This window comes from Leptolyngbya sp. BC1307 (genome assembly GCF_002286735.1).
In the GTDB taxonomy this organism is placed as follows: Bacteria; Cyanobacteriota; Cyanobacteriia; order Phormidesmidales; family Phormidesmidaceae; genus Phormidesmis.
This window is the reverse complement of record NZ_NRTA01000009.1, coordinates 59,906-80,115: the sequence shown is the minus strand read 5'-3', so window position 1 is coordinate 80,115 and position 20,210 is coordinate 59,906. Positions and strand designations below refer to the sequence as shown.

Genomic DNA, 20,210 nt, shown 5'->3' with positions numbered 1-20,210 from the left:
GTGAGGCTTGCAGAAGAGTAAACGTGAGGCGCAATGGGCGTGGCTGAGTTAGCTAAGTGCTAATACATAAGCTTAGGCCATCGATCAGGTACTGCTGGTCATGCTGTATGACAATTTTAAGTCGTCCAGTGATTGAGGCGGACAAGGCGCTCATATACAAACTGAACTTATTAGAACTGTGGCTATTAGCTCTGGACGATCAGTAAGGAGAAATAGGGTAGCTGCAAATGGGGATGATCCTGCAATCCGGCGTAGATTTTTTGGTTGGCTCTGGTCGCATTTTCAACGACATAGCTCCGCTCCAGACGCTGATGCTGTGCCAAAATCTGCCAGACCTCTGCATAGACGCTGCCTACTTTCATCAGCACCACAACCTCTGCCCAATCTAGCGCGGCAGCAAGCTCATTGACGGTGTAGAGAGCCGGTAAGACGACCAGACGCTCAGACTGACAGGTGAGGGGAATGCCTAAAGCCGCCGCTGCGGCCATGGGTGAAGAGACGCCTGCGATCGCTTCTATTTTAGCGGTCGGCTGCTGCTGCTGTAGGCTTTGAGCCAGATAGCTAAACGTGCTGTAGAAACTGATATCTCCTTCGCAGGCAAACACAACGTCGCCGGTTTGCAGATAGGGCCATACGCTCTCAGCGGCTCTCTGCCAGGCTGCTTCTAGCTGCTGCGCGTCTAGCACATAGGGAAAGGCTAGGGGCAACCGCTGCTGGTCAGCCGAGAGCCAGGGCGCGACTATCTGCTCAGCGACGCCAGGCTGCCCTTTGATCCCCGAGGGAAAAGCAACGACTGGCGCTGCTTGCAAATGTCTCAGCGCTTTAACGGTAATCAGCTCCGGATCGCCAGGGCCGACGCCAATTCCGTAGAGCGTGCCTGTTGGGTTGTCCGGTTGCTGGAACGATTGTTTTTGCAAAACTTTGAGTCGGCTAAGATAGTAAACAAATATTATTGCTCAGCGCGCTCTATTCACCTCAACCCAAGTTTTTGCCGCTTACTCTATGCCCCTACCCACGGTAATCTTACCGGGATATCTCGCCAGTGCACTGCCTTACCAGGAGATGGTCAACGCCTTAGCCGCACAGGGGTTCCCAGCGGTAACTGTGCCGCTACGCCGCCGCGATTGGCTACCAACCATCGGTGGGCGCTCGGTCACCGGCATCATTCAGGCCCTAGATGCGACCGCTCAGCGGGCCATGGTAGACCACGGCTGCAACAGCATTAATTTGGTGGGTCATTCGGCCGGCGGGTGGATAGCGCGGATCTACCTGGGCGAAGTGCCTTATGACGTTCATCTGAGCGATCGCCAGCGCACCCTCCCCCGACCTGCGAGAACTCACGTCAGCACCCTGGTCACACTCGGCACGCCTCACACCAGCCAGGAGCGCTGGACTCGCAAAAACTTAGACTTTGTCAATCAGACTTATCCAGGGGCATTCTATGACGATGTCAGCTACGTATGCGTAGCTGGCAAGGCCATTGAGGGCAACAAGGCTGACTGGTTTACCTTTAACAGCTACAAGATCACCGGGGGCGATGGATTTGTCTGGGGCGATGGCATTGTGCCCGTCTCAGCCGCTCAGCTAAACGGGGCGACGCCTCTGGTACTCGATCAGGTTTTTCACTCGCCGCGACCTGATCGGCTCTGGTACGGGTCTAAAGCTGTGGTAGAGAAGTGGAGTTCGTGGTTAGCTTAACCACAGCCTGGCGCTACTGGCCTGGCTCAGGCAGCGCTTCTGGCATCGGTGCCGGTGACGTGCCGGTCTCAACTGCTGGTTTGACCTCAGGCTGCGCGGCTTTGGGCTCTTCTTTAGTCGGTTTCACAATCTGTCTGGAAGGCTTGCGTGCCCCTGACAAACGCTTGATCAACTGCGGGGTGGGGTCATGCAGCAGGTAGATCAGCTTGCTGTTGACCGGCCAGGTCGTTTCACCAAGGGCAACTTCTAACTTTTCGTTTTGCTCGGTAACTAAGGGCACCATATCGCCTTCGCGGATGAGTTTGTTGACCTGGTCACGCTGGGCAGCGATCGCCTCTGCCGTAAAGTCGTAAACGCCCTTTTGCACCGCATCGTCAGTGATAAACGTATTCCACTGCTTTACCTGCAGCCGGGGCGTGCGCAGATCGCCGCGAACTTTGGCATCGGGTTCACCCACTTCAATGCGCGGCATGACCGCAAATACCCGTGGCGGCTGAAATTCTTCCTGGGCACGCTCGGCAATGACAGAATTGACTTCGCCATTGTTCGTAATAGCTAAAAACGTGCCGATAGAGCTTAGACCCGCCTCTTCTAAAATCTCCCCATTCATCGCCGAGCCAACGTATGTCTCAAATCCTTCGCTCGCCGCTTTTTCACAGGCTGCCTGGTCAGTGTCGATCATCACTACCGACTCGCCCCGGTCCTTAAACAAGCGACCAATTGCCAGCCCCAGAGGATTGCAGCCAACAATCACTACCCCAGTCGCACTCGTAGAGGTGACGCTGAGTAACTGAGCCAGACTCCGCGCGGTCAGCCCTTGGGCAAACACTGTCAGCATAATGGTCAAAAATACCAGCGCCTTAATCGAGTCACCCCCGTTGATGCCCCGCTCGGTTAGCAAAATCGCGAATAAAGACGCCACCGAAGCGGATACAATCCCCCGAGGCGATATCCAGCTCATGAACATCTTTTGCCGCCAGTTGAGGTCGCTGTTCCAGGTACAGACCCAGATGTTTAATGGGCGTACCACCAGCATCAGTACCAGCACCGTCATCACCGAGCCTGGCCCTAGCTCAAACACACTGGCAATAGAGAGATCGGCCGCTAGCAAAATAAACAGCACCGACACGGAAAAAATAGTCAGCTGCCCCTTAAATCGCCGCAGCAAACGCTCCTCCGGAATAGAAATAGCCCGCACGACAATGCCTGCGGCCACCGCTGCCATCAGCCCCGATTCACCCCGGACGCTCTGCGCCAGGCCATAGAGCCCCCAGATGCCAGCCAACACCACCAGGTTGCGCAGCTCCTCTGAGAGAAAATCGGCTTGTTTGAGAAATAGGGCGATCGCCGCACCGCCGCCGCCGCCAATCAAAACTCCGATGCCGAGCCGAGCTAGCAGCCCGCCCAGAATAAGAGCCGGGTTAGCATCCCCGTTGAGGATAATATCGAGCACGACGACCGCTAAAATCGCCCCCACCGGGTCAATTAAAACGCCTTCACCTTCTAGCAGGGTAGACACCTTACGCTCTACGCCTACCTGCTTTAATAGAGGGGTGACGACCGTCGGGCCAGTGACGACGACTAGCGAGGCATACAAAAAGGCAATCGACCAGGGAAACTCTCCCAGCCAGTGCGCTGCCATGCCGCCACCCACTAGCGTGATAAACGTGCCAATAGTAATCAGATTGCGCAAACTACCCGAAACTTTGCCAATCTCTTTGAGTTCGAGGTTGAGGCCACCCTCAAATAAAATCAGCGCCACGCACAGCGAGACAATTACTTCTAGCCCTACACCCAAGCTCTGAGGCGCTATCCAGCCCAACCCGTCTGCACCCAGGGCAATCCCGAAGATCAGCAGCAAAATGATGCTGGGCAGCTTCAGATAGGCCCCTACGACCTGAGCAGAAATTCCTGCTAGGACAGTCAGAACAATTTGCAGGGTAATTTCAAAAGGCGCTTCCATAGAGTTATTAGGTGACCGGCAGCAAAGGCGGCGTAGCAACCGGCAGAAATAAATTGTCAGCGAGCCAGCTGAGTCATTCAGCATAGCGTTTTGGACGAACAGCGAAGCGAAAAATGCTGAGGGCCCAATCAGCTGTAGCGGGTCTTACTAGCTACCCACTGGCTAGCAGACACTTAACTTTAACTAAGGCACTCACTATAGCGGAATCTCTTCGACGCTGTCAGCGGTAAGCTGGCTGGCTGCTTGTAACAGTTGCTGCGGGCTAGATGGTGAAGGCGCAGAGGCGGGAGCGCGATCGCAGCGCACGTTAAACAGGCAGCGATCGCACAGCCCTTTCTCAATCGCCACTTTAGGAAAATCGGCCTGCTGCTGCATCCTTGTCAGTCGGTCTGTTAGCTGCTGCAAATCTCGCTGAGTTTGCTGGTGCTGCGCTGCGCTATAGCCAAACCGGTAAAAACCAGGTTCTTGACCTGACGGCGGGGCATCGCCCAACCGGACAAACCAGTAGGTCATTGAGAGCTGCTCTGGGCTCAGCGCGGTTGTCTCACACAGCACGTATAGATACAGCCGGGTTTGCCAGTCATTTTGCAGCCAGCTTTGACGGGGCGGATGCTGGTGAGTTTTCCAGTCAAAAATCTGGCCCTGCTGAGAAGAGAGCACCACCAAGTCATACACCACGGTCAGCAGATAGCGTCCAAACGCCAGCGTGCGGCGATGCTCACTCTGGCTAAAGGTCAGCGCTTCAGAAGGGTCACCAGACGCTGGCAAATGTTCAAACACCTCTGGCGCAGCCTTCGCCAATGCGGCCATGCTCGCAGCCATTTCCGCATTCGCCTGAGAGAGCAGCTCAACGGGCAAATCGAGCGATCGCTGCTGCATGAGCAAATGAAACTGGCTACCCCACTGAGCGGTCGTCTGCTGCTCATAGGTAGAAGGCCCCGAGAGCGCGTCAAAAAAAACGTATTGATATTTGCGCGGGCAGGCATCGAGCAAGGTGAGGTGGCTTTGGGAGAGAGGCAGCATCTGCAGGCAGTGGGCAAACAGTGGGCACGAGTAGTGAACGGATCAATTTGCGGAGAGGGGGCCGACTCAGGCCGTCTCCTATTTTGTCAGCACAAACAAGCTGCCTCGGTTACCTCGACCAATCCGCAGGTCGCGATCTAAATAGGTAATTTCTAACCAACCCTGCTGACGATCTGCATCGATAGAAAAATCGATGCCCTGGAGCGGACTCATCTTTTCAGCGGCATTTAGCCGGTCAACAAACTGAGCTGGAGATCGATAGTCAAGCAGGCGCTGCAATCCTAATACCGCTCGGTTGAACCTGACATTGACACACCGTTTAGACAGCGGTGGCGCAGAAGGACTGAGCGATTCTGAGAGCGGTACTTGATTCGCTTCTCGGGTAGAGTAGTCTGACGGCGCAGGCTCAAAGTTAGCGGCCACTGACACTAGCCCTTCGCAGTAAGGCAAGCCCTTAATCTCAGCAATATTGTAAATGCGCGATAGGTCGGGCCGAACGCACTGATAGACGTTGCCAAGCTGAATGAAGGGCAGCCGGTCGATGCCTAATAAATCCTGGCTGGTCGTGTAGAGCAATCGCCAATCGCCAGCTAAAAGCTCAGGAGCTGTGAGCGGATCTGGGGTAGGATTGCGATCTTCAACTTGGGCGATCGCACTGGCGATCATCTGCCGGTCGGTTTCGGTTGCCGATAGCCCCCGGTTTTTCTGGGCGATCGCATTTCGCAAGTCGGTTTTGTTTAGCATAAGTTAGGCGGCGGCGAGCGAGAAGAGATCTTTCATAAGAAATATATGGCAGCGATTGACACTATCTACTATTCGAGGTAAGTAATGCGGTGGTAATGTAAATTAAGGTCTTCTGCTAGCTCAATGGTCAGATTGCTACCGGAGATCTCCCAATCTATTTCGCAGCGGCTGACTGTCCTAGCGTTTTCGAGTGTATTTTTCTTGACCTTAAAACTAAGAAGTATACGGATAAAATTAAGTAGTATATCCGCCCTGACAGTCCGTCTGACTAGACCTAGCAGGCAGCTAGCAGCCTCAATCCGAGTTCCTTTTTCAGCCAAACTTAAATGAACAACTACAATCCGTCCGTTCGTCAAATCCCTCGCAGTGAGCCTGCTGCCGTTATCTCCCTACAGCGGGATTCGTCAATTTTAGGCTGGTTAGAGGGCACTGGCAGAATGATCCCTCGCGAACCGATAGACAGCGTCGGCGATGAGCCCGAGCCCGAAGAACTCGCCGACCTCATGGGCAATGCAGACAAAGATGATGACGCCGAAGATGACGATATGTCGTTGGATGACGACGACGATGACGATGACGATGACTAGGTGCCTATCCGTCGCCCTTTATTTATTTTAGGGGCTATTTTAGAGGACGTTTGAAAAGTGACCTGGCAAGGCGCTATATCAGTTGTTTTTTTAGCGTAAAAGCGATCGCTTGAGCTGTAGTCTCTCTGTAGTCGGTCTTAGGCATAGCTAGCAGGCTTCAGAGCAGGCAGCGCTAAAATACCTAATTTTCTTGATAAATCCTCTATCAAATATTCCGCCGCTGTCGTAGGATGGCGTCGGATGAGTCGATTTCATCAGGGTTTCAGCGCCAGTGCTGAACCTGCTAAGAGAACATCGGGGTTAGCAAATGCCGAGTTGAGCAAATCGAATACAGTGCGGCTGGGCTTCCCAACCTGCCGAAGCGCTGAAATCACTGACTGATTGCCGGGTTGGCAGACGGTTTGCCTAGTAGCATAGGTCTCAGTGAAACATGGGAAAGGTGTGTGGAAGTGAAGGAATGATGTCGTGGATGCTAGGTTTTCATCAAAGTCTGTGGGCCTCTCTGGAACCAGGCTTTCAGTAATATTGGCTGCTGGTTTATTAAGCGCTGCCATTGGATTAGATATACTAGCCGGGCGTAGTGTTGGCTGGGGAGTGAATCTGACGCTGCCGCTGCTAGTCGGGGCGCTGCTATCGGCTTTAGCGGGCTACGGCGTGCTACCGCTGTTGCATCAGCTTAAGGCTGCTCAGTTTGTGCGAGAAGATGGCCCTAGAGCCCATCTCAAAAAAGCAGGTACCCCAACGATGGGCGGGATCTTCTTTATCCCCGCAGCGGTTTTGGTTGCCCTCGTCTGGACTGGGTTTTCCTCTCCGGTGCTGGCGGCAAGTCTGCTGACGCTGGCCTACATGGCGATTGGCTGGCTAGATGATTGGCAGGTGATCCGCCGTCGTTCTAACAAAGGGATTTCCCCCAAGCTCAAGCTGATGTTGCAAATGGGATGCGCGATCGCTTTTTGCCTTTGGGTGATGGCTTCTCAATCGCCAGATATTACGTCAGTGGCCATTCCCTTTGGCTTTACGCTGCCGTTGGGCTTCCTCTTTTGGCCGTTAGCGGGCTTTGTTTTGGTAGCCGAGAGCAATGCAACCAACCTGACCGATGGCGTCGATGGGCTGATGGGCGGAGCTGGGGCGATCGCGCTCTTTGGCTTAGGCGTACTGATTGCACCGACCCACCCCGATTTGATGGTCTTTTGCGCAGCGCTCAGCGGTGGCTGCTTGGGCTTTTTGGTACACAACCGCAATCCGGCTAACGTCTTCATGGGCGATACGGGTTCTTTGGCTTTGGGCGGCGCACTTGCAGCAGCCGGTATCCTTAGCGGCAACCTCTTCGGCCTGCTGGTAGTCACGCTATTATTCTTCGCCGAGACGCTTTCTGTGATTCTTCAGGTAGGTTATTACAAAGCGACCAAAGGCCCAGACGGCAAAGGCAAACGTCTCTTCAAGATGGCTCCTCTACACCACCATTTTGAGCTGTCGGGCTGGTCAGAAATTCAGGTCGTTGGCGTGTTTTATGCGGTCAGTGTCCTACTGGTTACATTTGCCATCAGCACTATTCACTAGCTAGCTGCGAAGCTTTAAGAGCCACTAAAAGCTTGATCGATAGAGGGGAGCCCAGTACGCTTCCCTTTTGTCTGACTGCCTATATAGCGACATACGGGTGCATCCGGGAACCGTCATAAAGGCTTCACCCTCTGGTTCTGCAATAATTCAGCCGGGGAATCAGCATCACAAACAAATTTTCCTAGCAAAAAGGCCTAGCAATGCGCTAGGCCCAGTTAGTTTTAATGGAGCTGACGGGAGTCGAACCCGTGTCCGCTTTAAGTAATCACGTGCCGTTCGTTCACAGGTATAGCCCCTCTAATCCTCAGGGCGGGAATCTTCCATTATCCCGGAAGTAGGATGCTTTGATGAAAGTCTTAGCCAACGCACCCATCAAAGAAAGTTTGTCGGCGCATCCGTTGGGGGTTTAGTCCGGGCTGATTAACGGAGTCACAGCTCAGACGCTCGAACCTATAAGAGGTTGTTAGGCGACAGCTACAAGAGCGCGCTTACGAGCAAAAGGTACGATGTTGTTTGCATCTATCTTTAGTTTGAGTCTTGATTAACGAGAGGTGGCTCACTCTCGACCTGAATCACAACACGACTTTCGTCAAAACGTCGAAACCGTTTCAGCCCCGTGTGCGATTTCTATTATAGCGCTCAGGTTGTGCTGCTGTACACAGTAGTCTGGATTATCACTGCCATTACCTTTCGTAAACTGAATCAGACAGGTTTTCACCTATAATATTTTCTTAAGGTTATTGAAAATTCTTTGATTGACTCAGTCTTTCGACCGCTTGTCTGAGAAGCTTAGGTTGGAAGCCGAGAGCTATCGAGCATATCAGCCAGCCAGTCGTCTGTAGTCAGTAATCACCCCTCAGACGCTGGGTCCGGCAGGGTTCCGCTAACAGCAAAAAGGTTAATGTAAATGAGCAGCAACGCAGAAAACGGCACCGAAAAAGACACTACCTCCGCTCAGTCTCAGAAAAAAGCAGCGAGTGCCGCTTCGACAGAGTCAAAAAGTGGCTCCAAAAGCGGGTCGAAAGGTGGACTGGTCAAAGCACCTACACACGAAATCTTGGAGCTGCACGACCACACCCGCGTTTTTGAATCGGACTCATTGCCCAACCACCGCCCGATTACTTTGAGCGATATCGATGTAGTTGACTCTCTTTCATCAGCCGGTCGCCGCCCGATTATGTCCAACTCGTTTGAGATTGCGACAACTGATTCACTGCCCGGCCACCGCCCGGTTGCCGTCAGTCGGCTGAAAATCTCCGATATCGATACGCTGCCGGGTCATCGCCCAATTGCTAGCAACGATATTGACGAAGAGCCCTTTACACTGATGGGCTACTTAGATTAAGCTCCTCAGAATTGGCCCTTCGAGCGATATAAAATTTGGCTTTAGCTTGGTTATGACTGTGCAACCAGGCTGTGTAGTGACAAAGCCTACAAGCAGCCGGAATTTTAGCCGCTTAGCAACGCTTCAACAAATTCGTAGCTAGAAAAGGGCCGCAAATCTTCGATACCTTCGCCCGCGCCGATAAAGCGGATAGGTAGCCCTAACTGCTGTACTACTGCTAGGGCGACGCCCCCTCGGGCAGTACCGTCTAACTTGGTAAGTACCACGCCGCTGAGCTGAGCGGCTTCAGAAAATACCTGCGCTTGACGCAAGCCGTTTTGCCCAAGGGTGGCATCGAGTACCAGCAGGGACTCTACGCTAGCGTCTGGGGCTTTTTTATCGATGATTCGGCGAACCTTAGACAGTTCGTCCATCAGGTTTTTCTTATTTTGCAGGCGGCCAGCTGTGTCAATCAGCAGCAACTCTATATTGCGAGAGGTCGCAGCGCTAATCGCATCAAAAACAACTGCCGCTGGGTCGGTGTTTTGACCGGGGTTAGCGATCACCTCTACGCCGCTGCGGGCTCCCCATACCTTCACCTGCTCGACAGCGGCAGCTCGGAAGGTATCGGCTGCACCAATCAGGCAGCTAAAGCCCGACTTGGTGGCAATGTGGGCGATTTTGCCAATGGTGGTCGTTTTGCCAGCGCCGTTGACGCCGGTCATCAACCAAATGCTAAGCCGGTCTTTTTCGGGGGTGAAGGTGAGGTTGTGCCCGCCTGCAAGCGGCGCGTCGAGCATGTCACGCAGCAGCGATTTCAGGTAGCTAATGGCTTGCTCAGGCGGTAGTGTTTCTTCTGTGAGTCGGGTTTGCAGGGCGCTGATGATGTAGTCAGTAGCGCTGACGCCTACATCTGCCTGGAGCAGGAGCGCTTCGATTTCGTCAACTGCTGCGTCATTGAGTGGTCCCTGTCCAACAATTGCCTTGAGTTGATTAACTAAGCCCCGACGGGTTTTATCGAGCCCCTGACGTAGCTTGTTGAGCCAAGTGATTTCTTCGAGAGAAATTTGGTCGGCTCGCCGTCCTTGGGCTGCTAGTACTTCCGCCGACCAGAGAAAGGCTTCGTCCAGGTCAATATCTAGCGGCTCAAATTCGGGCTGGCTAGCGGCTGGCTCTGGTTCGGGCGCTGGCTCTAGAATGGCCTCGGCCTGTAAGCGCTCTAGACGCGCTTCTCGCTCTGCTTGCGCTTTAGCCCAGAAAGGTTGGGCAGGTGCAGGACTATCTGTGACAGTTTCTGCAGGGCTGCCATCGGCGCTGGCCGTATCTGGCGCTGATGCTGCCGCTTCGACCGGCGGAACTGCTGCTGTAGGAGACGCTGCCTCAGGACTGATGGCTGATGCTTCGGCATCGTCAGATACTGTCTCTGTGAGTAACGCTTCTACAGTTTCTGGTTCTACGGTTTCTGGTTCTATAGTTTCTGGTGCTACATCGGCATTGTCTTCTGAAGTTTCTAGCGCCGCTTCGGGTGCGGACGTTTCATCTGATATCTCGCGGGTGAGCTCCTCTGAAGAGACTGCTGGGAAATCTTCAACTGCTTCCTCAGGCTCTGATGCTGGCGATTCTGATGAGCGATCGCCCACCACCGCATCAATAACCGCATCAGTACTATCAACCGTTTCGTCACTATCGGCTATCTCAGCAGGCGCTTCAGTCTGGCGGGCCTGGATGTTTTGATAGGCAGCTTTGGCCCAGTTCAGGTAGTCTTCCGAGCTAGCAGGTGCAGCTTTGGTCTGTTCGGTCTGTTCGGCCTGTTCGGGCTCGGATGCTTTGGCCGGTTCTTCAGGCTCCTCATAGCTGCGCTTAAACCAGTTGAATGCCATTACCCTAAACTCACTTGATTCGACTTCACTGCTTGATAAAGATTAGCGCGTGGCTATTGATAACTCTACAGACGACTAAGGTGACTAACGGCGAATGGCTAGATCTGAGCGAGTTAGTTTTCGGCGCTGGTCGACTCTAGCTTATCAGTCGCGCGGCGTAAAACCCCGTTGATAAAGCGATAGCCCTCTTCGTCGCTGTAGCGCTTAGCCATTTCAATCGCTTCGTCAATTGCAACCCGCTTGGGTACGCTCAGATGCATAATTTCGATCATCGCCAGCCGTAAAATATCGCGGTCTACTCGGGCGAGCCGGCGGATGTTCCATTTTTCCATGGCTTCATCTAGGCGGACATCGACTGCTTGCCAGTAGCGGGTCCAGCTATACAGCAAATCGCCCGCATAGCCCCGGATGTCTGTCTGGCTGATAAATTTGGCGAAGGTAGCGGGCTCTAGAGACTGTTTCAATTCGGCAATGGCTGTTTTGACAGCGGCGATCGCCTGCTGAATCTGCTGACGAGCCTCGCTAATATCAGCCGCCCGGCGCTCATTGTCGAGCAGCAGCTGATCGCCCTTTTCTAACAGGCTAGCGGCAGATTCTAAGGCATTTTGCGCGGCCATGACCGATCTTTTCCCGCCTTGTCGGGCGAATACTAGCAGCTCTAGATTACTGCCTACCCGGTTGATGGCGGTCTCTATGAGCGGCACAGTAAGCTGAATGCGCGATCGCACCTTATCGGTTTCAATTGTGCGGGTTTCACTTTCTAATATCAGCCGCTCGCCGCGCTGCAGTTCGCCCTCAGCGGTTTCTATCGATTCTTGCGCATCGGCACTCAGAGCCGTTAGCGCCTTTAGCAGCAGCGCGTCTAGCTGTTTATTCGAGAGCGGCTCGCGCTCAGCAGCAGTCTTTGTATCCAGACTATCGGTGAGCTGGCTAGCGCCCAAAAGAGCCAATTCGCGGGCAATAGAACGCGCCTTCATGCAATACCGTCAGCGTGGGGTTCAGCCATCTTATCAGCTGGCAGTTCCGAAGGCGTATAGGTCTCTTCGCCGGGCTGACCTGCCTTGAGTGAGCCGCTACCCGCCCTGTGCATAGGAATTTCGACCGCTAGATTAGGGCCGACAATACCGCCAGACAGCAGCACCTTAAAGGCTTCTTCAATAGAGATAGAAAGATTGAGAATGTCGTCTTCAGAAACGATGGAATACCAGCCGCTAGTTGGGTTGGGCGTAGTAGGAATGAAGACGCTGAGCATTTTGTTAGAGGAACCGGTGACCGCTGCGCCTGTGACAAAGGCGATCGCCCACAGCCCGCGCCGAGGATATTCGATCAGTACCACGCGCCGAAACCGGGTTTTAGAATCTTGAAAAACAGTCTGTAAAAGCTGCTGAATCGTCTTGTAGACCGAGCCAGCCAGCGGAATCGACTGGACGATGCGCTCACCCACATCTAGCAGCCAGCGCCCGGCAATGTTGCGAGCCATTAAACCGATCAGCAGAATCGACAGCAGCGGCACGGCAAAGCCGATGCCCAGATTGATTAGCGCCACTAAAAAGGGATTCAACCCGGTAAAGGGGTTGAGCTGCTTCGGAAACTTGGTGAGAAACCGAATTACCCAGTTGGCCACATTCAGCGTTAGCCAAATAGTCGTTGCTAGCGGAATGATGACCACCAGCCCGGCGATCAAGTCGTTTTTGAGATCTTGCTTAAATTTTTGCAGCACAGGCTCCCATTTGCCAGTACAGACACTGGCTAAGATTAACGTCTATTTTAAACAATTTCTTTGTGCTAAAGCGCGTATGCCTGGCTTCGGATTACCGGCAGTCTAGCGGCAGATCTCGCTTCTAGCGACAGCTATATTAAAGGACCATAAAGGGCCGATTTATAACGCAGTCAGCCTGCCAGCCGTTGGGCAGTTCACGGGCTAGATTGGGCAATTGACGGGTTCTACACTCCTTGTGACAGTCCCTAACTTTTGTCTTGCTTTTACGGGGATTATATCAAGTTTAACAAATCCAGTCTGTCGCCTTCACACTGCTCAGCCGAAGCTAGCCAAACTTAGATGTTTAAAATCTGCCGGGCTAAGTTGAGATAGATCAAAACGCCCAGTACATCCACAATCGTAGTGATAAAGGGTGCTGACATCAGCGCTGGATCTAACCCGAAGGACTGAAACAAAAAAGGCAGCCCTGCCCCGGCGCTAGAGGCCAAAATTGAGATGCCGACCAGAGAAATTCCGACGGTGATCGCTACCGGCAGATCGGCGGGTGAGCCCCCTTGTAGAAAGTAGGCCCAAACGGTCACGACAATGCCCAGCATCATGCCTAAGAATGCGCCAGCGATCGCCTCTCGCCGAATCACCCGAAAGGCATTTTTGATCTTCAGCTCGTCAGTATTCAGCCCGCGAATAACGACCGTTGAAGACTGGGCTCCCACATTGCCGCCAGTGCCAATCAGCAGCGGAATAAAGGCCGTCAGCGCTACTACCTTTTCTAACACGTCTTTTTGACTGGTAATCACAGCGGCGGTGACGGTATTGGTAATCAGCAGTACCGAGAGCCAGACCACCCGCTTGCGGGCAACATCGAGCAGATTGCTCTGAAAGTAGCTGTCACCGCCCGACTGTACCCCGCCCAGCGTATAGATATCTTCAGTAGCTTCAGCTTCTAAAATATCGATCACATCGTCTACGGTGATAATGCCGACCAGCCGATCTTCGGTATCGACGACCGGCACCGCTAAAAAGTCGTAGCGCTGGATGATTCGGGCCACTTCTTCTTGATCTGCGCCGGTTTGTACAGAGACCACCTCACGGGTCATGATTTCGCCAATGGTCTGCTCAGTTTGCCCTACTACAAGCTGCCGCAGCGAGAGAATGCCAGTTAGCTGGCGGGCAAAGTTGGTGACAAACAGGTAGTAAACCGTTTCGCTCAGGTCAGCCTGGGCGCGGATATGCTCTAGGGCTCTGGCGACCGTCCAGTTTTCTTTAAGTGAGACGTACTCCGGCGTCATGATCCGGCCTGCCGTCTGCGCTTCGTAGCCCAGCAGCAGGGCAGTGGCCTGACGCTCTTGGAGGCTGAGCTGCTCTAGCAGCCGCCGCACGATTTTGGCCGGTAGTTCATCAAACAGCCGCGCCCGGTCATCTGGCGACATTTTATCGACAATGTCGATCAGGTCTTGCCGCTTAAATTCTTCAATTAGCGCTTGCTGAACGGGAGAGTCGAGGTTTTCATAAACTTCGATGGCTTCATTTTTAGAGAGCAGCCGGAAGGCGATCGCCTGCATGGTCTCCGGCAGTCCCTCAATCGCTTCAGCAATGTCGGCGGGCTGCACCGGTACCAATAGCGCCTTCGCCCCACGCAGATTTTCTTGCTCTAGCAGGGCCTGTAGCTGCGATCGCACCAGCTCCCTCAGCTCATGACGAGAGACCGTCTGAGACTTAGCGGTAGATTCGCTATTTGGCAAAGCTAGATCCCCCCATGCGACGCTTACAGTCTACTAGCGCAGCGGCCTAGTTTACCGATCTTAACGGCTAACTGGCCATCAGATGGCTAACTGACCCGAGACCGCCTACCCATTTAGGACGCAGCTAAAGATCAAGCCGCTGTGACTAGCCCCCGGTGGCGTAGCAAGGCTTGCGTACTAGGCTCGCGCCCTCTAAACGCTTTGAAGACTATCATCGGATGGCGGCTCCCACCGAGGGCAAGGACAGTCTCTCGAAAGCGGCGACCGATAGCCGCTACCTTTTCTTCGTCGTCAAGACCAGCTTCTTCAAAGGCAGAGAAGGCATCGGCGCTGAGCACCTCTGCCCAAAAGTAGCTGTAGTAGCCCGCTGCGTAGCCGCCTGAAAAAATATGGCCAAAGCTGCACAGAGTCGCGTCTTCGGGCAAAGGCTCCATCACCGCTGTCGTTTTTGCAATGCGATCGCGTATCGCCCAAATCGACTCACTGCCCCCTGGCTGATATTGAGCATGTAGCGCCATGTCCAGCGAGCCAAAGTTTACCTGACGCAAGATCGCACTGCCAGTCATAAAGTGCCGGGCAGCCAGCAGTTTTTGATAGTCTGCTTCTGGCAAAGGCTCACCAGTTTCGTAGTGCCGGGCGATGCCAAAGAGGGTGTCACGGTCATAGCACCAGTTCTCCATAAACTGACTGGGCAATTCCACCGCATCCCATTCCACGTTGTTAATGCCAGCCGCGCCAGCGTAGTCTACCTGGGTGAGCATGTGCTGCAAGCCGTGGCCAAATTCGTGAAAGAGTGTTTCTACCTCACGGAAGGTCATCAGGCTGGGCTTGCCGTCCACCGGGGGCGACTGATTACACACCAGATAGGCTACGGGCAGACGCACCGAATCAGCATCTCGGGCGCGGACGATGCATTCATCCATCCAGGCACCGCCGCGTTTTTCTGCCGGGCGGCTGTAGGGATCGAGGTAAAAGTGAGCGATCGCCCGACCACCGCCAGCATCGGCCACCTGAAAGTAGCGCACGTCCGCATGCCAAACCGGAGCCTGACCATCTGCTGCGGAGATGCTCACACCAAACAGCCGCTCTGCCAAATCGAACAGTCCTTCTAACACCCGAGGCAGCGGAAAATAAGGCCGCAGCGCCTCGTCGTTCAGGTCAAACTGAGTCTCTCGCATCCGCTCTGTCCAGAAGGGCAGATCCCACTGCTTAATCTCTGTCTCTTCTGACGCTTCTGAAGCGGCCTGCGCCTGGGCAAAGGCTTTGATCTCCTCCAATTCGCTTACCGCCGCGTCGTAGCTGGCCGAGCGCAGTTCTTCCATCAGCGCTTCAACTGCTGCCACGGAAGGGGCCATCTTGCGAGCTAGGCTCAGCTCAGCATAGTTTTCAAACCCCAACAGCACTGCCTGCTGCTGTCGCAAATCTAAAATCTTTTCGATCAGCGGCGTATTGTCGAGGTCTCCGCTCGAAGCGCGGGTAATAGAAGCGCGGTAGAGCTGCTCTCTGAGGTCGCGTCGCTGACTGTGGCGCAAAAAAGGCACGTAGCTCGGCATGTCTAGCGTGATTCGCCAGGGGCCAGCCTCAGCCGTGGCGTTGGGTTCACCCGCATCGCGAGCGGATTGGGCCGTCAGGCTGAGCAAACTCGGCGGCAGTCCGGCAATCTCTTCCGGCTGTGTCAGCATCAGGCTAAAGGCTTTGGTCGCATCTAACACATGGTTAGAAAACTGGGTAGACAGCTCTGCTAAAGACTGCTGAATCTGATTGAACTTTTCTTTTGGCTCACCAGAGAGGCCCACACCCGAAAGCTCGGCGTCTCGCAGCGCCGCTTCGACAATTCGCTGCTGAGCGGACGCTAAATGAGACCAGTCAGCGCCTGAGCGTAGCTGCTTTAGCGCCTGATAAACGGTTTGACTCTGCCCAACCTGGTTAGAAAACTGAACTAGCTGTGGCTGAACGCGCTCATAGGCAGATCGCAGCTCAGCGCTGTTTTTTACCCCCATCAAATGGCCAACAATGCCCCAGCTCCAGCTCAGCCGCTCAGTAATAGCCGTCAGCGGCGTCACCGTGTCTTCCCAGGTGATTGGGGTTGTGGATTGAAGCTTGTCTGCCAGGGTTTCTTCTAGCCGTGCCAGTGCCTGAGACAGCTCTTTAAGCAGTTGCTCAATACCAGGAACCACATGCGTAGCTTCAATCTCGCCAAAGGGCGGCAGGCCGTCACCTATGAGTAGAGGATTGCTAATCGGGGTGGCTTTAGCAGGTGAAGAAATGGCGCTCATAGATAAACCTGTGGGGGCGAAAGTGAAGAGAAAAGCGGCTTGCCCAATTGACGGACATCAAGCTTGGCACCTAACTCACAATGACTATGAGTTAGACATTTATCATAGCTTCAAACAGTTAGACTCGGCTGCTCAACAGGGGTCTCCCTGGCTGGCATAGCCCTAAAAATTCATTCGGATCAAGCGATAGCTCAAGAGAGAGGCTCGGTATAGCCCTGAATATTTTCGGGGCGAAACGGTCGGATGATTCGGGTAGCTTGAGAAATTATGGCTTCTGACCCTTTGACAACAATGAGATATTTGCCGTCATTCAGCCGGTTGCGATAGGGAACCGCATCGCCGCTGCCAATACCCACACCTACGCCACCGCCGATAAAGAAACCGCCCATCGCACCGGCCCCGGCCCCTAACAGCCCCCCAATAATCTGGTTCCCCACAGTTCCGGCCCAGGGAAAGGTGTTGAGTTCGGTAATGAAGTTAAAAGCGAAGCCGCCAACAAAGCCAAACGGAATCGTCCAAAAGACCAGTCTTTTGATTTGCTTCCAGGCTTCTTCGTTAGGGTCAATCAGGCCATATTCGTCGGCGGATTTGAAGCCCCTGCCTAATATAGACACCTTATCCATTGTCAGGTTAGCGGCTTCTAGCGCGGAGTATACTTCTTCTGCTTGAATGCGATCGCCCAATACAGCCACTAAATAGTTCATCTTCTGGCCTGCTCCCGTTCTTGCTTAAGTTGACTGGTCGTTTGCCCCGCTGTTGAGGGTATCGTCTTTGCAGTATCCTGCGCATCGCCCGGCGTAGCTGCTGCCGGTAACGATTCTAAAGAATTTGCAGTTGCGCCTTTCGGCCTAAATAGGTGGGTGTGGGCGGGGTTATAGAGGCGCGATCGCCCGCCGTCTGCAGCCAATGCCGGTGAGATGATGTATAGCGTAGTCCGCACCAGGTTCTCAGCCTCGCTAGTTTGCGCCATTTGGGCGAGCGGTACTACCAAAATTTGTTCATCGGGCCACCCTACCCGAAAGCAGATAGCGACCGGCGTCTCCGGCGGATAGTGAGCAAGCAGTTGGGTCTGAGATTCCTCCACGTGGCGGGCACTCAGGTAAAGGCACAGGCTCGCCTGATGTGCTGCGAGACCGGCCAATTCTTCAGCTGGGGGCACCTGAGTGCGGCCACTGATGCGCGTCAAGATAATGCTCTGCACCAGCCCCGGGATTGTCAGCTCCACCTGAAGCTTGGCAGCAGCAGCCTGAAAAGCACTGATACCCGGCACCACCTCAAACGGCACGGCGGCTTCACTCAGTTGCCGCATCTGCTCATGAATAGCGCTATACAAACTAGGGTCGCCTGACTGTAAGCGCACCACCGACTGCCCAGATCGCACTCGATCAACCATCAGCGGCACAATCTCTTCTAAAGTCATGTTTGCCGTCGCTATCTTTTCTGAGTCTGCCCTCATAGCAGAAAGAATCTGTTTAGGGATCAGCGAATTGGCGTAGATCAAAACATCTGCTTGCTGAATCAATTTCAGCGCCTTTACTGTTAATAAGTCAGGATCCCCAGGGCCAGCACCGACAATGTATACCGCTGGGGAAAGCCTCGCAGAAAAAGTTGCAGAAAGCTCGGAAGAGATAGCATCGGGGGATTTACTGGAATTCATAAAGGCTTTAATAGAATGGGGTCTAAGAAGAGGCTAAGGATGGATTAATAGGCCGCTAAAATGATCAAACAAAATTGATATGAGACTTTAATATTCATCAATTCACTATTATCACTGGTTGCTTTTTGAAGAGTGAATAAAGGGGCCAGTGAATCTGCCAATAGGTCGCAAAAATGCTGCATCTTGGTATGTAGATGCACCCTGATTCCAAGCCCCGAGGTCGCAAGGTCCTCGGGGCTTTTTTTATCTTTGTAAGCGCGTTTCTAATAGTCACCGTCCTCTTTTTTGGTATCGCGATTGGGCTGCTGACCGGATCCGCCCGGCCCAAGTTGCTCTGTCTGCCTCAAAGACTTATTCTCTGCCCGTGTATCTGGCAACCGCTTGCCCAGGCCGTAGGTCCAGATCAACCCCAGCCCGCCCAGTGTGATACCGCCCAGACTGATGATCTGAGCAATGCGCAAGGGGCCAATCATCAGGCTATCGGTGCGCAGTCCTTCGATCCACACCCGGCCTGCCCCATAGGCAATCATATAGACCAAAAACAAGGTCCCTACTCGCAGCCGACCCGGTCGCTTAAGCCCCCAAAAGAACAGACCCATCAGCAGCGCAAAAACGCCTAGATTCCACAGCGACTCATACAAAAAGGTCGGGTGAAAATACTCAAACTCTCGATAGATAGCAGGTCGATTAGCCAGCGGAATAAACAACTTCCAGGGCAGATTGGTCGGGTCACCAAAGGCTTCGGAGTTAAAAAAGTTGCCCCAGCGGCCAATCGCCTGCCCCAAAATCAGCGATGGCGCAATGATGTCGGCCATTTGCCAGAAGGAGAGCCGGTTAAATCGGGCGAATAGCCAGGTGGCCAGGGTGCCTCCTAAGACTGCGCCATGGATGGCAATCCCGCCTTTCCAAATAGCAAAGATATCAGCGGGTCGCCCTACATAGTTTTGCCACTCAAACAGTACGTAGTACAGGCGGGCACAGGGAATAGCGGCCACCACCAGCCAAATGACCAGGTCGCCTACTTTTTCAGGGTCGACACCGCGCTTTTTGGCAATGTATTGAGAGAGCGCTACGCCAATTAGCACCGCCGAGGCGATCAGCAGGCCGTACCAGCGCAGGGTCAGAGGGCCGATGCTGACAATTTCTGGCCCCGGAGATCGAAAGACGCCGATGGCTGGCGTACCTGCTGTCAAAATGTTCATGCTCGAAATTATCCGCTATTTGAGTCAGCACCGATAGGGAGATTTACCTAGATGCTATCTATTTAAATCAGTCGAGATCAGTCGTTTATGGCCTAACCCGCTTAGCAGACTGATTACAGACTGATTCATTAGCGTGTCTGTAAGGGTTTTAGTTTTCGACTTCGGCCATCTCAATCACTTCACCTTCAAAGTCTTTGACCAAGAAGTTCAGGGGGCGATCGCGCCTCAGCTTATGACGAATGCCTCTAGTTTGGATCTGCATGAGCAAATATTCCAGGCAGCTGTGATCAAAACACACGTGGCGCTGCCGGTCGCGGTTGCCCAAGCTAGCGCCAGCAATGACATGCATCTGGGTATTTTTCTTGAGCTGATACCACAAACCATCCGGGCTGCTGTAAGCGCCACCGGGACCGCTCAAACCAGCAGACCCCATCGTTCCGAGAGAGCCAAATATCGGGTCCATGCCAGCCGTCCCCAGGGTTTGCTCATAGTTGTAGTAGTAGTGCAGCGGCACCTCTGCTGCCGATAGATTGAGCACGCCCTCGTAAAAGCGCCGCGCCAGATCTAGATCGGACACCATCACCGTATGCACCTTGGGCGCACTGCTCAAAAACGCCCACATTGCCCCGGCATAGGCAACCAATAGCATCACCATAATGCCTTGAGTAGACACTAGCGCGTCCAAAGGCAGCCCCTGAAAAATGCTGGCGGCTAGCATTTGGGTGAAAAAACTCGTCATCATGGTGAGGCAGCAGTGAAGGGTGATATCTACGAGGGCGGAAAGCTAGGCTTGGTTTGCCTAATCAAACAGCTCGCCTCCTAGTTTACCAAGTG

At 53.7% G+C, this 20,210-nt stretch carries 17 protein-coding genes and 1 other RNA gene; 4 read left to right on the top strand and 14 right to left on the bottom strand.

From position 1 onward, the window contains the following. Positions 1–185 precede the first annotated feature (185 nt). A complete protein-coding gene (locus CKL79_RS07610; RefSeq protein WP_121968984.1) occupies positions 186–917 on the bottom strand; it encodes a precorrin-2 C(20)-methyltransferase in 732 nt (243 codons plus the stop codon). 85 nt (positions 918–1,002) lie between these two features. Between CKL79_RS07610 and CKL79_RS07605 the strand changes: the two genes are divergently transcribed. Beyond that, on the top strand, positions 1,003–1,698 hold the full coding sequence (locus tag CKL79_RS07605) for a lipase (RefSeq protein WP_121968983.1): 696 nt from the start codon (positions 1,003–1,005) through the stop codon (positions 1,696–1,698). A 13-nt stretch (positions 1,699–1,711) separates the two neighbouring features. On the opposite strand, the gene CKL79_RS07600 is transcribed toward CKL79_RS07605, so the two are convergent. The 3 genes from CKL79_RS07600 to CKL79_RS07590 form a co-directional block, all read right to left on the bottom strand. Next, complete coding sequence (locus CKL79_RS07600; RefSeq protein WP_121968982.1) at positions 1,712–3,661, bottom strand: sodium:proton antiporter; 1,950 nt, start codon at positions 3,659–3,661, stop codon at positions 1,712–1,714. A gap of 195 nt (positions 3,662–3,856) precedes the next feature. After that, complete coding sequence (locus CKL79_RS07595; RefSeq protein ID WP_121968981.1) at positions 3,857–4,684, bottom strand: PD-(D/E)XK nuclease family protein; 828 nt, start codon at positions 4,682–4,684, stop codon at positions 3,857–3,859. Between the two features lie 78 nt (positions 4,685–4,762). Further along, positions 4,763–5,428, bottom strand: coding sequence for a PAP/fibrillin family protein (locus CKL79_RS07590; RefSeq protein WP_121968980.1), 666 nt, complete (start codon positions 5,426–5,428; stop codon positions 4,763–4,765). 326 nt (positions 5,429–5,754) lie between these two features. Between CKL79_RS07590 and CKL79_RS07580 the strand changes: the two genes are divergently transcribed. Together CKL79_RS07580 and mraY are read left to right on the top strand one after the other, a co-directional pair. Beyond that, positions 5,755–6,015 carry a DUF3134 domain-containing protein gene (locus tag CKL79_RS07580; protein WP_121968978.1) on the top strand — a complete coding sequence of 87 codons (261 nt, stop codon included), beginning with the start codon at positions 5,755–5,757 and terminating at the stop codon, positions 6,013–6,015. 465 nt (positions 6,016–6,480) lie between these two features. Then, positions 6,481–7,575, top strand: a complete 1,095-nt coding sequence (gene mraY / locus CKL79_RS07575) for a phospho-N-acetylmuramoyl-pentapeptide-transferase (RefSeq protein WP_121968977.1) — start codon at positions 6,481–6,483, stop codon at positions 7,573–7,575. Between the two features lie 222 nt (positions 7,576–7,797). Here mraY and ssrA read toward each other — a convergent pair. After that, positions 7,798–8,191, bottom strand: a transfer-messenger RNA (tmRNA) gene (gene ssrA, locus CKL79_RS07570). A gap of 291 nt (positions 8,192–8,482) precedes the next feature. Here ssrA and CKL79_RS07565 point away from each other — a divergent pair. Beyond that, positions 8,483–8,920: a hypothetical protein gene (locus tag CKL79_RS07565; RefSeq protein WP_121968976.1), complete on the top strand. Its 438-nt coding sequence runs from the start codon at positions 8,483–8,485 to the stop codon at positions 8,918–8,920. 104 nt (positions 8,921–9,024) lie between these two features. Here CKL79_RS07565 and ftsY read toward each other — a convergent pair whose 3' ends face one another. The 9 genes from ftsY to CKL79_RS07520 form a co-directional block, all read right to left on the bottom strand. Beyond that, positions 9,025–10,779: a signal recognition particle-docking protein FtsY gene (gene ftsY / locus CKL79_RS07560; protein WP_121968975.1), complete on the bottom strand. Its 1,755-nt coding sequence runs from the start codon at positions 10,777–10,779 to the stop codon at positions 9,025–9,027. A gap of 113 nt (positions 10,780–10,892) precedes the next feature. Beyond that, positions 10,893–11,756: a transcription antitermination factor NusB gene (gene nusB / locus CKL79_RS07555; RefSeq protein WP_121968974.1), complete on the bottom strand. Its 864-nt coding sequence runs from the start codon at positions 11,754–11,756 to the stop codon at positions 10,893–10,895. Continuing rightward, complete coding sequence (locus CKL79_RS07550) at positions 11,753–12,499, bottom strand: DUF502 domain-containing protein (protein ID WP_121968973.1); 747 nt, start codon at positions 12,497–12,499, stop codon at positions 11,753–11,755. The genes nusB and CKL79_RS07550 overlap by 4 nt, the downstream gene beginning before the upstream one ends. A gap of 335 nt (positions 12,500–12,834) precedes the next feature. Beyond that, complete coding sequence (gene mgtE, locus CKL79_RS07545; RefSeq protein ID WP_121968972.1) at positions 12,835–14,241, bottom strand: magnesium transporter; 1,407 nt, start codon at positions 14,239–14,241, stop codon at positions 12,835–12,837. A 131-nt stretch (positions 14,242–14,372) separates the two neighbouring features. Then, on the bottom strand, positions 14,373–16,517 hold the full coding sequence (locus tag CKL79_RS07540) for a M3 family metallopeptidase (RefSeq protein WP_121968971.1): 2,145 nt from the start codon (positions 16,515–16,517) through the stop codon (positions 14,373–14,375). A gap of 191 nt (positions 16,518–16,708) precedes the next feature. Then, positions 16,709–17,221: a hypothetical protein gene (locus CKL79_RS07535; RefSeq protein WP_121968970.1), complete on the bottom strand. Its 513-nt coding sequence runs from the start codon at positions 17,219–17,221 to the stop codon at positions 16,709–16,711. After that, on the bottom strand, positions 17,218–18,174 hold the full coding sequence (gene cobM / locus CKL79_RS07530) for a precorrin-4 C(11)-methyltransferase (protein ID WP_121968969.1): 957 nt from the start codon (positions 18,172–18,174) through the stop codon (positions 17,218–17,220). Before cobM ends, CKL79_RS07535 begins: the two co-directional genes overlap by 4 nt. A gap of 263 nt (positions 18,175–18,437) precedes the next feature. Further along, complete coding sequence (gene lgt / locus CKL79_RS07525; protein WP_121968968.1) at positions 18,438–19,376, bottom strand: prolipoprotein diacylglyceryl transferase; 939 nt, start codon at positions 19,374–19,376, stop codon at positions 18,438–18,440. 148 nt (positions 19,377–19,524) lie between these two features. After that, positions 19,525–20,118: a glyoxalase-like domain protein gene (locus tag CKL79_RS07520; RefSeq protein WP_121968967.1), complete on the bottom strand. Its 594-nt coding sequence runs from the start codon at positions 20,116–20,118 to the stop codon at positions 19,525–19,527. Between the last annotated feature and the right edge of the window lie 92 nt (positions 20,119–20,210).

Coding starts and splice junctions, on each gene's coding strand:
- CKL79_RS07605 (WP_121968983.1), top strand. CDS start 1,003: ATGCCCCTACCCACGGTAATCTTACCGGGATATCTCGCCAGTGCACTG.
- CKL79_RS07600 (WP_121968982.1), bottom strand. CDS start 3,661: ATGGAAGCGCCTTTTGAAATTACCCTGCAAATTGTTCTGACTGTCCTA.
- CKL79_RS07595 (WP_121968981.1), bottom strand. CDS start 4,684: ATGCTGCCTCTCTCCCAAAGCCACCTCACCTTGCTCGATGCCTGCCCG.
- CKL79_RS07590 (WP_121968980.1), bottom strand. CDS start 5,428: ATGCTAAACAAAACCGACTTGCGAAATGCGATCGCCCAGAAAAACCGG.
- CKL79_RS07580 (WP_121968978.1), top strand. CDS start 5,755: ATGAACAACTACAATCCGTCCGTTCGTCAAATCCCTCGCAGTGAGCCT.
- CKL79_RS07565 (WP_121968976.1), top strand. CDS start 8,483: ATGAGCAGCAACGCAGAAAACGGCACCGAAAAAGACACTACCTCCGCT.
- ftsY (WP_121968975.1), bottom strand. CDS start 10,779: ATGGCATTCAACTGGTTTAAGCGCAGCTATGAGGAGCCTGAAGAACCG.
- nusB (WP_121968974.1), bottom strand. CDS start 11,756: ATGAAGGCGCGTTCTATTGCCCGCGAATTGGCTCTTTTGGGCGCTAGC.
- CKL79_RS07540 (WP_121968971.1), bottom strand. CDS start 16,517: ATGAGCGCCATTTCTTCACCTGCTAAAGCCACCCCGATTAGCAATCCT.
- CKL79_RS07535 (WP_121968970.1), bottom strand. CDS start 17,221: ATGAACTATTTAGTGGCTGTATTGGGCGATCGCATTCAAGCAGAAGAA.
- cobM (WP_121968969.1), bottom strand. CDS start 18,174: ATGAATTCCAGTAAATCCCCCGATGCTATCTCTTCCGAGCTTTCTGCA.
- lgt (WP_121968968.1), bottom strand. CDS start 19,376: ATGAACATTTTGACAGCAGGTACGCCAGCCATCGGCGTCTTTCGATCT.
- CKL79_RS07520 (WP_121968967.1), bottom strand. CDS start 20,118: ATGATGACGAGTTTTTTCACCCAAATGCTAGCCGCCAGCATTTTTCAG.